The organism is Stenotrophomonas sp. 2YAF22 (genome assembly GCF_052114665.1).
GTDB classification, from domain to species: Bacteria; Pseudomonadota; Gammaproteobacteria; order Xanthomonadales; family Xanthomonadaceae; genus Stenotrophomonas; species Stenotrophomonas indicatrix.
The window spans coordinates 1-12,529 of sequence record NZ_JBFRFE010000045.1 but is presented as its reverse complement, the minus strand read 5'-3'; the positions used below and the strand labels follow the sequence as shown (position 1 = coordinate 12,529).

Here is a 12,529-nt window from a genome sequence, read left to right as displayed (position 1 = left end):
GAGGATGGCCGTGTACAGCTCAGCGGCGTCACCCGCGCCGAAGGCCGCAGCGTGTTCCAGCTGCGCTTGCTGGATGCGCAGGGCCATGTGGCCGACAGCGTGCCGGTGCCCCAGCAGACACGGGCCGCCGCTCCGCTGCGCGTGCTGGTGCGCTCGGCTGCCCCCGGCGCCGAACTGAAGTACCTGCGGCGCTGGGCCACCGATGCCGGCATCCGCGTACAGGTGCAGGCCGAGACCGGCGCAGGCCTCAGCCTGGGCGACGGCAACGTGGCGTTGGACGCCTCCACGCTGGCGCGCAGCGATCTGCTGCTGCTCGACGAACGCAGCCTGGCTGCGCTCGGTGCCGCTCAGCTGGCGGCCGTGCGCCAGGCCCTGCGCGATGGCCTCGGCCTGCTGGTGCGCAGTACCGGCGCGCCATCAGCCAGCGCACGGCAACGCCTGCGCGATCTCGGCCTGCCCGTGCAGGGCGATGCCGGCAGCCAGGTTGCGGCAATGCCCGGCGAGGGTGACGCAACGATGCTGCAGGCACGTCGCGGGCCGCTTGCCGCCGGCACTCTGCCCACCGCTGATGGCGAAGACGCCGACCGCGCGTCGCACGCCGCGGCGCTGCCGGCGCTGGAGTACCTGGCGCTGCAGGCAGCCGACAGCCGCCCCCTGCTGCAGGATCGCGACAGCAAGCCCATCGGTGGGTGGCGCGCCGTTGGCAAGGGACGCATCGGGCTGCTGCCGATCACTGACAGCTGGCGCTGGGTACTGGCCGGTCGCGAGGATCGCCACGGTGAGTTGTGGAGCACGGTGTTCACCTCCCTCGCTCGCGCGCAGCCCGGTACCGAAGGACCGTGGTCGCCACAGGCACTGGCCTGGGCCGGCGARCGGCAGTCACTGTGCGGCGTGCAGGCACCGCTGCGGGCCTTCGACGGACGCGGCGATGGCGTGCCGCTGATTGTCGACAGCACCACCGGCACAGCACGATGCGCGGGCTGGTGGCCGCGTCAAGCTGGTTGGCAGCGCTTGCAGCACGGCGACCGCACGCATTGGCGGTACGTGTTCGATCCGAAGCAGGCCCCTGCGATGCATCGGCAGGCGATGATCGATGCCACCACGCAACGGCTGGCCACTGCGGCGCCGGCAACCGCGCAGGCGAGCCAGCGTGTAYCAGGGCCGCGCTGGCCGTGGTGGTTGGCGTTCGTACTGTGCGCATCGCTGCTGTGGTGGCTGGAGCGCCGACGCTGATCCCGGGGTCGGATCCCTTTCGCCTGCGAAAGGGCTCTGACCCCACCGATTGAGTCGCGAACACCATCCACGCATGGCGTGGATCTACTGATGCCGTGCAGGGTAGATGCCCGCCTTGGTTGGCGCCGGGCCGTCCRCGCGTTTCATCCACGCAAGGCGTGGCTCTACTTGCGCCGATACACACCGTTGAAGCGCACGTTCATGCCGCCGCACTCGCTGTTGTCGGCCACGATCAGCACATCGCCCAGCAGCTGCGCGTGCACCGTGCAGGTGTCCTCCACGAAGTCGACCTGGGCACCACGCGGTACTGCCTGTGCGCTTACCGCGCCGATGTTCGGGCCGCCCGGGCGTTCTGCCGGTGTCGGGTTGGCCGAGGGCCAGTAGGCATCGCCTTCCACGTGCAGCTGGCCGTCACGCACGCGGATGCGCAGGCCGTTGTCACTGTCCTTCCAGTCTCCGGACCAGGCCTGCAGCGTCGGCGCGGGTACCGGCAACGCCTGCAGCTTGCTGCGATCCACCCAGCCTGCGCTGCCACCCACCTTGTTCGGGAAGAACGCGCAGCGGTAGCGACCAAGATCACGCCCGGTCACCACCGTATCGCCACTCACCACGTAGCTGCGCTGGCTGCAGGCGGGTTCGCCCTTGGCCGGGCAGCCGTCCATGTCGCCCAGCAGGTACAGGCGCGGCGTGCCCACCACCTTGGCCAGGGCAAAGCCCGATTGTTCCGAAGGGAACGCGCCATTGCGGCACGAACCGCCATCGGTCAGGTCGCTGGCGGACGCGGCAAGCGGGCTCAGCGTTGCAAGCAGGAACAGGGTACGCAGCAGCATCCAGGCAGCCTCGAAGGGAAGGCCCGCAGGATAACGCCTACTTCTCCGGAGGCGCGCCGCAACCGTCCTGCTGGGCGCAGAACTGCAGCGCGCGCCGTTGCTGCTCGGCGCTCAGTTCCGGTGGCGGCCGGGCGATGGCCGACTGGATCTGGTCCGGGCCGCCGGTGATCTTGTTCAGGCCCTTGGCCGCAGCCATCACGCCCTTGACCACGCCCATCATGATGTAACCGCCGCCCATGCTGACCTGCTCGGGCGAGGGCGGCTCACTCCAGTCGCGGCTGAAGCGGTTGTTCTCCGCGCGCATCGGGTTCTTGAAGCGGTACAGGTCCAGCGGCTGGTCGTCTTCGGGTTTGAGCGCGCGCACTTCGCCCAGCGTGGTGACGTTCCCCTGCGCAGGCGGCACGACCACGGGCGCGTCATCAGCGGCGAGCGGCACGGCAGGCGCCGGTACGGGATCAGGCGTGGGCACGGGTACGGCCACCGGCGTCGTCTGCTGCGCGTGCGCGATGCCCGCCAGCAGCATGCCGGCCAGAAGTGCTCCCTGCGTTGCCCGTTTTGCCACAGCCATCGGCCCTTGCCTGTTGCGTCCAGATGCCGAGGATACGGGTGCGGGCTTCAGATTTCGTTGGGGGCGCCGCCGGCGTTCAGCTTGTGCCCGTCCTCACGGTTCCGCGCAGCCGCCACGCACCTTGCAATGATTTGCATTGCGCACGCCGAAGCATGCCATGAGCCTGCAGGCCCCTCTGAGCACCTTCACGCCGATGAGCCTGCCACCGCCCCGCTGCTGCGATCACTCACGCCTGCTGGGATGCTGCTGATGTCGCCCGCTGCGACCCTCCTCCTGCTTGCGGTGCTGCTGGCGATGCTGGTGGCCTGCTACCTGCAGTGGGCGTCGGATGCACGCGCTGCCCTGCACCTGCTGCGGCGCAATCCCCCCTCACGTCCGCTCACCGAAGATGAAGATGCTGCACTTGCCACGCTGCGTGCGCTCAGCGGGCGGACGCACGACACACAGGTGCGCGTGCTGTCGGGGGCTTTCAGCGGACCGTCTGGCTTCGGCAACCGCCCCTTCCATTCGGCCGGGCTCGGTGACGTTGCCGTGCTGCTGCCATTCGATGCCTGGCAGCATGTTGCCGTAGACAATCACGCAGAGGTCGTCCTGGCTGGCGACGCCGCTCTGGTAGTCCGCTTGAATGGATTCCACATTGTCGGTGCCCGGCACCGGGTGGCTGCCGAGGAAGCCGAGCATGCGGCCGCCTTCGAGGGACCACTGCAACGCAAACGGCGCATCGTGCGGCCAATTGCTGCGTGCGCGGTCCACGGACAGCGGCTGGAGACGGCGGCCGAAGTGGCGATGCGCCGGGGTGATGGCGTTCGCTGGCCGGGCATTGTCATCGCGCTGCTTGCGCTGGCGGCGCTGCCCGCGCTGCAGATCGACGTCGCGCTGTGGTGGCGGCTGTTGCTGGGTCTTCCGCTGTGCGCCGTGGCCGGCACCGCCGTGTGGATGGCATGGCCACGCCAGCGTGGCCCAGGTGCGCCGCAACCGGTTCTGCAGCTCAGCGGCAGGCTCAACAAGCTCATGCTGCACCCACACCATCCGCCCTGCTGGCTACTGGGCAGCGACCACCGCGTGCAGCTGCCTGCGGAGTGGCTGGCGTCCAAGCGTTTCCGTAGTGGGCAGCACCTCACACTGGATATCCGCCAATGCGATGGCATGGTCTTGGGCGCGGGCCGGGAGTGGTCCCTGGCCGAGGACCGTGTCCGGTTTTCCTCCGCTGGGGCGACGTGGAGCCTGGCATGGCTGGGGTTGATGCTGTGCGTACTGCTGTTCGGCGGAATGTTCGTCGAACTGCCGGCGGGCATCTCCCGGCAGCACACCCGTGATGCGCTCAGGCTGATGCATGGAGTGTGGTGGCCGCTCACCGCCGCCACCGGGCTGTGGCATCTGGTGCAGGCCATCCATCGGTGGCGCCGGCACCTGCGGTGCCACGCACGGCGCAGCGCGGCACTGGCTGCACGCATGCCACCAACGCGCTGAATGGTTCACGCCGCCCGCTGCGGATGTCTCACATCGTGAGACCCATTTGTGGTGCCATGTGATCCCCTGAAAATCCACTTCCCATGGCCTACGAACTCGCCAAGCGCACCGCCGATGCGGAGCAGCAGCTCGCCACCCGTGATGGCCTGCCCGCACGCGATGGCGCACTGCTCAGTGCACGCCTGCAGCGCCGCTACCAGGATCGCATCACCGGCAGCTTCGCCATTCCCGGCCGCGAAGGCCGCTATGCGCCGATTCCCGATTCCGTGCCACCGGCGCTGGCCGCCGCGCTGAAGGCACGCGGCATCGAGCAGCTCTACAGCCACCAGGCAGAGGCCTGGGAGGCCAGCCAGCGTGGCGAGCACGTGGCCATCGTCACCCCCACTGCCAGCGGCAAGTCGCTGTGCTACACCCTGCCGGTGGTCAGCGCCGCCATGCAGGACAAGGCCAAGGCGCTGTACCTGTTCCCGACCAAGGCACTGGCCCAGGACCAGGTGGCCGAACTGCTGGAGCTCAACCGCGCCGGCGACCTCGGGGTGAAGGCCTTCACCTTCGACGGCGACACCCCGGGCGACGCGCGGCAGGCGATCCGCCTGCATGGCGACATCGTGGTCTCCAACCCGGACATGCTGCACCAGGCGATCCTGCCGCATCACACCAAGTGGGCGCAGTTCTTCGAGAACCTGCGCTACATCGTCATCGACGAAGTGCACACCTATCGCGGCGTGTTCGGCAGCCATGTCACCAACGTGCTGCGCCGGCTCAAGCGCATCTGCGCGTTCTACGGGGTGCAACCGCAGTTCATCCTGTGCTCGGCCACCATCGGCAACCCGCAGGCGCATGCCGAGGCGCTGATCGAAGCACCGGTCACCGCCATCACCGAATCCGGTGCACCCAGCGGGCCGAAGCAGGTGCTGCTGTGGAATCCGCCGGTGATCAACCCCGACCTGGGCCTGCGTGCCTCGGCGCGCTCGCAGAGCAACCGCATCGCCCGCATCGCGATCAAGTCCGGCCTGAAAACGCTGGTGTTCGCGCAGACCCGGCTGATGGTGGAGGTGCTGACCAAGTACCTGAAGGACATCTTCGACCACGACCCGCGCAAGCCACCACGCATCCGCGCCTACCGCGGCGGCTACCTGCCCACCGAGCGCCGCGAGACCGAGCGTGCGATGCGGGCGGGCAACATCGACGGTATCGTCAGCACCTCGGCGCTGGAACTGGGCGTGGATATCGGCAGCCTGGACGTGGTGATCCTCAACGGTTATCCCGGCAGCGTGGCTGCCACCTGGCAGCGCTTCGGCCGCGCCGGACGCCGCCAGCAGCCAGCACTCGGAGTGATGGTGGCCAGTTCGCAGCCGCTGGACCAGTACGTGGTGCGCCATCCGGACTTCTTCGCCGAGGCGTCGCCGGAACACGCACGCATCGCGCCCGACCAGCCGTTGATCCTGTTCGATCACATCCGCTGCGCGGCGTTCGAACTGCCGTTCCGGGTCGGCGATGGCTTCGGCCCGATCGATCCGGAGGTGTTCCTTGAAGCACTGGCCGAAACCGAAGTGATCCACCGCGAAGGCGAACGCTGGGAGTGGATCGCCGACAGCTATCCGGCCAACGCAGTCAGCCTGCGCGCCGTGGCCGATGGCAACTTCGTCGTGGTCGACCGCAGCGATGGCCGCCAGCAGATCATCGCCGAGGTGGACTACTCCGCTGCCGCGCTGACCCTGTACGAGGGCGCCATCCACATGGTGCAGTCCACGCCCTACCAGGTGGAAACGCTGGACTGGGAAGGCCGCAAGGCCTACGTCACCCGCACCCACGTGGACTACTACACCGACAGCATCGACTTCACCAAGCTCAAGGTGCTGGACCGTTTCGATGGCGGCGTGGCCGGCCGTGGTGATTCGCACCATGGCGAAGTGCACGTGGTGCGCCGCGTGGCCGGTTACAAGAAGATCCGCTACTACACCCACGAGAACATCGGCTACGGCCCGGTCAACCTGCCCGACCAGGAACTGCACACCACCGCGGTGTGGTGGCAGCTGCCGCAGGCGCTGCTGCTGCGCGCCTTCGCCAGCAAGCAGGATGCGCTGGATGGGTTCCTCGGCGCCGCCTATGCACTGCACATCGTAGCCACGGTGGCGGTGATGGCCGATGCGCGCGACCTGCAGAAGTCGGTGGGCAACGGCGATGGCACCTGGATCGCGATTGCCGACCAAAGCGGGCGCGGCCAGCTGCGGGGCAGCGATGGCGAGCCTGGCGCGGTGGAACTGCTGCAGGAATTCGTGCCGACCGTATACCTGTACGACAATTTCCCCGGTGGCGTCGGCCTGAGCGAGCCGCTGTGGCAGCGCCAGGCCGAGCTGGTGCAGCGCGCGCGCGAACTGGTACAGCGCTGCGACTGCAAGGCGGGTTGCCCGGCCTGCGTCGGTCCGGTGCTGGCCGCGCAGGAACAGGATGAAACCTCGCCACGTGCGCTGGCGCTGCGCGTGCTCGACCTGTTCGATGCGCAGGCCTGCCAGCAGGTGGCCGATGTGGTGGTGAGCACACGCGACCCGATGGAGCTGATCGCCCCGTGAGCCTGAGCCTGGACAAGCTGCGGCTGCTTCGCAAGCAGGCCGGTGACCCGAAAGCAGCCACGCCTGCCGCGCCGACGCAGCAGACGCCGCCGGCACTGATGGCCGCCAACGATGCGCGGCAGCCACCGGCCGAGCGTTCGGTGTTTGCCTGGGTGGAACAGGAGATCCGCCACAAGCCGACCGGCACCGCCACCACCACGCCTGCGCCAGCAGCACTGCGACGGCCCGAGGTCGGCAGCCTGCATCGCCTGCTCGGCATGCGCTCGCGGGGTGGCCCTGCGCCGGCACGCGCCAGCGCGCAGGATCGCCAACTGCCCGGCAACGAGATTGCGCCCGGCCTGTTCCTGATCGAGTCACTGCTGCCGCAGCCGATTCCCGCCATGCCGCTGTCGCTGGCCTTCGCCAAGCGCGAGGGTGAGCACGTGGCTGCGCGCGACCTGCTGTTCTTCGATACCGAGACCACCGGCCTGGCCGGCGGCACCGGCACTCGCGCCTTCATGATCGGTGCCGCCGACTGGCATGTGTGCCCGCAGCGTGGCGAAGGCCTGCGCATCCGCCAGCTGCTGATGTCGACGATGGCTGCCGAGGAGGAGATGCTGGCCGCTTTCGCCGGCTGGCTGCAGCCGCATACCGTGTTCTGCAGCTACAACGGCCGCAGCTACGACGCCCCTCTGCTGAAGACGCGCTATCGGCTGGCCCGCCAGGCCGATCCCATCACCGCGCTGGACCATGTCGACCTGCTGTATCCCACTCGCCGCCGTTACCGCGGTACGTGGGAGAACTGCAAGCTGTCCACCATCGAGCGGCAACTGCTGCGCGTGGTGCGCGAAGATGACCTGCCCGGCTCGGAAGCCCCCGCCGCATGGCTGCGCTTCCTGCGCGGCGGCGATGCGCTGAATCTGCGCCGGGTGGCCGACCACAACCACCAGGACGTGGTGACCCTGGCGCTGCTGCTGCAGCGGTTGGTGCGGGAAGAGCAGCGCGAACGGGAGACCCTGGCGCTGGTAAGCGGATGAACGGAGAGGGCGGATCCAGGCCGCGTTGACATCACTGACACAGGGCTCGGCGACACTGCCGCTACTGAACACCACCCAGGAGTACTGCCATGCGTCGATCCCCCCTGTTGCTGCTTGCGGCCATCCTGCCGCTGGCCGCCTGCAGCCATGCCGGTGGCAACGCCTCTGCCGATGCCGGCAGCCTGCCGGCCAAGGTGTCCGATGGTCCGCAGGAGTGCCGCCCCGAGGCGCTGGACGCATTCACCGGCAAGACCGCCGACGAAGCGACGATCAAGAAGCTGGTGGCCGACAGTGGCGCGCGCAACGCACGCGTGGTCAAACCGGGGATGGCGGTGACCATGGACTTCCGCCAGGACCGGGTGACCGTGCAGGTGGACGCACAGAACCGTATCGAGCGCGCCAGCTGCGGCTGATGGGGTAGCGCCGGGCCCTGCCCGGCGGATTCCATTCGCATACGCGCCGCTGCGGGCGCCGGGCATGGCCCGGCGCTCCGCTCTGTCAGAGCCGCTCGGCCTTGCCGCTGGCCAGCGCACGCGCGATGACCTGCTCTGCCTGCTTCGCTGCCTGTGCCTGCAGCCGTGCCTGGCGCTCACCCAACGCGGCCTGTTGACTGCCCAGTGCCGCCTGCTGGCTTCCCAGCGCGGCCTGCTGGCTGGCGAGTCGGCTCATCTCGCGGCTACGCTCGGACTGCAGCGCCTGGTTGCGGGCAACCTGTGATGCGCGCTGTGCTTCAGCCGCGGCCTGGCGCGCAATCTTCGCATCGTCCACCGCGCCACGGGTGGCCCGCGCCGCTTCGGCTGCCGCTTCGCGATTGATGTCGCGATCGTTGATCGCACTGCGTGCAGCCCGTGCGGCTGCGAGGGCGATTTCACGCGCCTCTTCGCCCTGCAGCCTGCCCAGCTCGCCCTGCTCGCGGCCGAGCTGGCCCTGCTGACGACCCAGCACACTCTGCTGGCGCCCCAGTTCACTCTGCTGGCGGCTCAGGTCGACGGCGCCGGCATAGGCACGCTGCAACGACTGGATCAGCATCGGATCGCGCACGACGTAGCGCTTGTCGCCCTGGCGGAACCACAGGGCGGGGCCGTCACCAAGCCGGCTGCGCGCCTGCATCACATCGTCCATGCCGGCATTGGCGAACGCCTGGCCGTGATCAACGAGGACGAAGGCCTGCTGTGGCGGCGTACCCAGATCCAGCTGGCCATGGGTGACGATGGTGGTCTGCGAGTGCGCATGGGTGCCTGCGTCCTGCTCCTCGTCTTCATTGACGTCGGCAGGTTCCTCAGGCTCGGCGGGTTCTGCCGGCTCGGCCCAGTCGGCCGGCTCTGCCGGTACCGCTGCGGCAGGCGGCGCTGCCGGTGCCGGGGGTGCTGCGGGCGGCGGCGGCGGCGCGGGCACAGCGCGCGGCGGTGCCGGCGGTGCAGGCGGGACCGGCGCGGCCACCAGCCGCATCGGCGCCACGCCCACGGCCAATACAACCAGCGTCAAGCCGACGGCCAGCAGGCGTGGGCACGCCCGGTGCGACTGCAGCGACAGCAGGCGGCGCTTGAGGCTGGTGGTGCTGGGCGCTGCGCTGGCCACGCCGAGGTGTGGCTGCGGCGCCACACCCAGCTGCAGCAGCAACCGGCCATAGGCATGGCGGCTGGCACCGTGCTGGCCGACCACCGCCGCATCCACGGCTTCCTCGCGGGCTTGGGCGTATTCGCGCACGGCCAGGCGCAGCAGCGGATGGAAGAAGAACAGGTGCTGGGCCAAGGCAGGCAGCAGCCCCCACTGCAGGTCACGACGCTGCAGGTGTTGCAGCTCGTGGGTCAGCGCCAGGTCCAGCGCATCGCCCTGCAGCGCGTTCATTCCCGCCGGCAGCAGCAGCACCGGACGGAACRGCCCGACCAGCTGCGGCGCGTCCACCTGGTCGCTCATCCACAGGCGCGGCGCGCGGCGCAGGCCGTGCGCATCCGAGGCCAGCTGCAGCGCCTGCACCAGCGCCTGGTCCTCGCACGGATACGACGCCGCCAGCAGCGCACGGCAACGGCGCCATTCGCCGAAGGTCCGCAACGCCATCAGCAGTACACCGGACATCCACAGCGCGGCCAGGGCCAACGCCCACCAGGCCACCGGGGTGCTGCCGACATCACCCATCGGCGTGTTCGCCAGCAGGTGCGCCGATGCCTCCGGTGCCATCGTATATATCGCGTCCGCCGCAAGATCCACGGTCGTCATTGCCACCGCATCGGGTGCGGGCAACCAGGCCAGCTGCAGCGGTTGGCTCCACAACAGACCGACCACCGCCTGCAGCGACACCAGCCACCACAACCGGCAGCGGGTGGCCGCCGACAGTGCCGGCAGCGCGCGGCACAGCAGGTACACCAGCGCCACCAGCAGCACGGTCTGCAGGCTGGTCCAACCCAGCCGTTCCAGCATCGGAATCAACATCGAGGTATCCATGGCTCAGTCCTCCTGGCGACGCGATTGCAGTTCGGCCACCAGCGCTTCCAGTTCGGCCAGTTCGTTGTCGCTGACCTTCTGCCGCTGCGACAGGTACGCCACGAATGGCGACACCGAGCCCTGCAGCGTGTTGTCGACGAACTGGGCAACGGCGCCCTGCAGCACGCTCTCCGGGCCACGGGTGGGCTGGTAACGGTAGACACCCTGCTGCTGCCTGCGCTGCAGGTAACCCTTGGCGCGCAGGCGCTCCATCATCGTCAACACCGTGGACCGGGCCAGTCCGCGCGGTTCACCATAGCCGCTGGCGACCTCGCCGACGCTGGCCGGTGCCTGCTCATCCACATACTGCAGCAGGGCCAGTTCCTGGTCCCCGATGGTCTTGCCACGCATGACAACACTCCCTTGACTACACGTGTCGCCACTGTTGCCATGACGACACCTGTAGTCAACCCCCCGGAAGTCATGGGCCGACGAACGGTAGGGCGCGCAGCCGGCTTAAACCTTTTACGCCGGGCGCGCATCCGACCCATGGCCTGTCGCCTGCGGCGGCCGTCACCGCCGCCGATCTTTCCGCCCTCCGGGAACCCGCATGCCTCGCCAGACGCTACGAACCCTGCTCATGATCATCAGCCTGCTGCCCTTCGCCGCCGTCTCCGCCAACCAGGACCAGGCCAACGACCAGACCCGTCGTTTCATCCGCCAGATCATGCAGGAACAGCGCATCCCGGGCCTGCAGATCGCGGTGGTCAAGGAAGGCCAGGTGGTGCTGTCGGAAACCTATGGGCTGGCCAACGTCGAGAACGGCGTGGTCGCCACCCGCAGCACCCGGTTCCCGCTCAACTCGGCCACCAAATCCTTCACCGGCGTCGCTCTGGCGCAGCTGGCACAGGACGGGCGGGTGGATCTGGACGCGCCCATCGCGCGCTATCTCGACGACCTGCCCGAAAGCTGGCGGGCGGTGCGGGTGCGCCAGCTGCTCGCCCACACTTCCGGCCTGCCCGACATCCTCGATGCAGAGGGATTGCTGGGTGGGGGCTCGGAACAGGACGCATGGCAGGCGGTCCGCGCGCTGCCGGCAGAGGCCAGGGCCGGCGAGCGTTTCCAGTACAACCAGACCAACTACCTGCTGCTGGCGAGGATCATCGCGCGGCAATCCGGCATGCCCTACGAACGCTTCCTGGCCACCGGCCAGTTCTCCACCGCGCGCATGGCACGCACCACGTTCGGCGACAGCTACGACCTGATCCCGGATGCGGCGACGATGTACAGCTACCTGCCACGCGCCACCRATGCAAAGGATGCGACGCCACGCCTGTCGCACTGGTTCTACGACATGCCGCCCAGCCTGTGGGCCGGCGGCGGCATCCTCACCACGGCCGATGACACCGCGCGCTGGTTGGTTGCACTGCAGGAGGGACGCCTGCTGGAGCTGCGCGCGGTGCAACAGATGTGGTCGCCCGAACACCTCAATGATGGCAGTGCCGGCGACTGGGCCGCAGGCTGGCCGGTGTTCAACACCGCACCCGACCTGCAGGTGGGTGGCATGGGCGGTGCGCGCTCGGCCTTCATCGTCTATCCCGAGCGCGAACTCGCCGTTGTCGTGCTGACCAATCTGGTCGGCGCCAATCCGCAGCAGTTCATACCGCGCATCRCCGGCTTCTACACTGCCGCGCCCAAGGGTGTTGCTGCCGCGCGCTAGCCGCGCGGCCCGCCCATCACCGGCAGGATCACCCCGCTGATGTAGCTGGCGCAGGCCGGCGAGGCCAGGAACACATAGGCCGGCGACAGTTCTTCGGGCTGTGCCGGCCGGCCCATGTCACTGTCCTTGCCGAACTCGGCCACATCCTTCGCCTGCTTGTCGGCCGGGTTCAACGGCGTCCACACCGGGCCGGGCGCCACACAGTTGACCCGGATGCCGCGCGGCAGCAACTGGCTGGCCAGCGCCTTGGTGAACGCATGGATCGCGCCCTTGGTGGCCGAGTAATCAATCAATGCCTTGCTGCCGAACAGACCGGTTTCCGAACCGGTGTTGATGATGCTGGCGCCCTCGCCCAGGTGTGGCAGCACTGCGCGCGCCATCTGGATGTAGCCGCCGATGTTGGTCTGCAGGGTTTCCTGCAGATGCGCATCTTCCAGGTCTTCCAGCCGTTCGCAGTGCAGCTGGAACGCCGCGTTGTTGACCAGGATGTCGATGCCGCCAAACGCCTTGGCCACCTGCTTGACGGCCTTGTTGCAGAAGCGGGGGTCGCGTACGTCGCCAGCGATCACCACGCAGCGGCCGCCCTCTTTTTCCACATGCTGGCGGGTCAACTCGGCGTCCTTGGCTTCGTCCAGATGCAGCACGGCAACGTCGGCGCCTTCGCGGGCGAACAGTACCGCCACCGCACGGCCGATGCC

The 12,529-nt window shown here is 68.7% G+C and carries 11 protein-coding genes; 6 read left to right on the top strand and 5 right to left on the bottom strand.

What is annotated here, in order from left to right:
• A partial coding sequence (locus AB4Y84_RS03465; protein WP_442249774.1) for a hypothetical protein occupies nucleotides 1-1,233 on the top strand: 1,233 nt, incomplete at its 5' end.
• Nucleotides 1,234-1,397: 164 nt separating this feature from the next.
• Here AB4Y84_RS03465 and AB4Y84_RS03460 read toward each other — a convergent pair.
• The gene (locus AB4Y84_RS03460) at nucleotides 1,398-2,063 is read right to left on the bottom strand and encodes a hypothetical protein (RefSeq protein WP_442243949.1); all 666 of its coding nucleotides are present in this window, start codon (nucleotides 2,061-2,063) and stop codon (nucleotides 1,398-1,400) included.
• 37 nt (nucleotides 2,064-2,100) lie between these two features.
• Nucleotides 2,101-2,631 (bottom strand): hypothetical protein, encoded by a 531-nt coding sequence (locus AB4Y84_RS03455; protein ID WP_099786312.1) that lies wholly within the window; start codon nucleotides 2,629-2,631, stop codon nucleotides 2,101-2,103.
• A 249-nt stretch (nucleotides 2,632-2,880) separates the two neighbouring features.
• Between AB4Y84_RS03455 and AB4Y84_RS03450 the strand changes: the two genes are divergently transcribed.
• The 4 genes from AB4Y84_RS03450 (at nucleotide 2,881) to AB4Y84_RS03435 (ending at nucleotide 8,103) form a co-directional block, all read left to right on the top strand.
• On the top strand, nucleotides 2,881-4,101 hold the full coding sequence (locus tag AB4Y84_RS03450) for a hypothetical protein (RefSeq protein ID WP_442249773.1): 1,221 nt from the start codon (nucleotides 2,881-2,883) through the stop codon (nucleotides 4,099-4,101).
• 83 nt (nucleotides 4,102-4,184) lie between these two features.
• On the top strand, nucleotides 4,185-6,674 hold the full coding sequence (locus AB4Y84_RS03445) for a DEAD/DEAH box helicase (protein WP_442243947.1): 2,490 nt from the start codon (nucleotides 4,185-4,187) through the stop codon (nucleotides 6,672-6,674).
• The gene (locus AB4Y84_RS03440; RefSeq protein ID WP_442243946.1) at nucleotides 6,671-7,690 is read left to right on the top strand and encodes a ribonuclease H-like domain-containing protein; all 1,020 of its coding nucleotides are present in this window, start codon (nucleotides 6,671-6,673) and stop codon (nucleotides 7,688-7,690) included. The genes AB4Y84_RS03445 and AB4Y84_RS03440 overlap by 4 nt, the downstream gene beginning before the upstream one ends.
• 89 nt (nucleotides 7,691-7,779) lie before the next feature.
• Entirely contained in the window at nucleotides 7,780-8,103 is a 324-nt protein-coding gene (locus AB4Y84_RS03435; protein WP_025876032.1) for an I78 family peptidase inhibitor, read from the top strand.
• 85 nt (nucleotides 8,104-8,188) lie between these two features.
• On the opposite strand, the gene AB4Y84_RS03430 is transcribed toward AB4Y84_RS03435, so the two are convergent.
• Together AB4Y84_RS03430 and AB4Y84_RS03425 are read right to left on the bottom strand one after the other, a co-directional pair.
• Entirely contained in the window at nucleotides 8,189-10,132 is a 1,944-nt protein-coding gene (locus tag AB4Y84_RS03430; protein WP_442249772.1) for a M56 family metallopeptidase, read from the bottom strand.
• Nucleotides 10,133-10,135: 3 nt separating this feature from the next.
• Nucleotides 10,136-10,522 (bottom strand): BlaI/MecI/CopY family transcriptional regulator, encoded by a 387-nt coding sequence (locus tag AB4Y84_RS03425; protein ID WP_025876036.1) that lies wholly within the window; start codon nucleotides 10,520-10,522, stop codon nucleotides 10,136-10,138.
• A 229-nt stretch (nucleotides 10,523-10,751) separates the two neighbouring features.
• Here AB4Y84_RS03425 and AB4Y84_RS03420 point away from each other — a divergent pair, with 229 nt between their 5' ends.
• Complete coding sequence (locus AB4Y84_RS03420) at nucleotides 10,752-11,831, top strand: serine hydrolase domain-containing protein (RefSeq protein ID WP_442249771.1); 1,080 nt, start codon at nucleotides 10,752-10,754, stop codon at nucleotides 11,829-11,831.
• On the opposite strand, the gene AB4Y84_RS03415 is transcribed toward AB4Y84_RS03420, so the two are convergent.
• Nucleotides 11,828-12,529, bottom strand: a 702-nt coding sequence (locus AB4Y84_RS03415) for an SDR family oxidoreductase (RefSeq protein ID WP_442249770.1), incomplete at its 5' end; no start/stop codon positions are given. The two genes, AB4Y84_RS03420 and AB4Y84_RS03415, sit on opposite strands and share 4 nt — an antisense overlap.

Bases quoted from the DNA above. Each gene is read 5' to 3' on its own strand.
- AB4Y84_RS03460 (WP_442243949.1), bottom strand. From the start codon at position 2,063: ATGCTGCTGCGTACCCTGTTCCTGCTTGCAACGCTGAGCCCGCTTGCC.
- AB4Y84_RS03455 (WP_099786312.1), bottom strand. From the start codon at position 2,631: ATGGCTGTGGCAAAACGGGCAACGCAGGGAGCACTTCTGGCCGGCATG.
- AB4Y84_RS03450 (WP_442249773.1), top strand. From the start codon at position 2,881: ATGTCGCCCGCTGCGACCCTCCTCCTGCTTGCGGTGCTGCTGGCGATG.
- AB4Y84_RS03445 (WP_442243947.1), top strand. From the start codon at position 4,185: ATGGCCTACGAACTCGCCAAGCGCACCGCCGATGCGGAGCAGCAGCTC.
- AB4Y84_RS03435 (WP_025876032.1), top strand. From the start codon at position 7,780: ATGCGTCGATCCCCCCTGTTGCTGCTTGCGGCCATCCTGCCGCTGGCC.
- AB4Y84_RS03425 (WP_025876036.1), bottom strand. From the start codon at position 10,522: ATGCGTGGCAAGACCATCGGGGACCAGGAACTGGCCCTGCTGCAGTAT.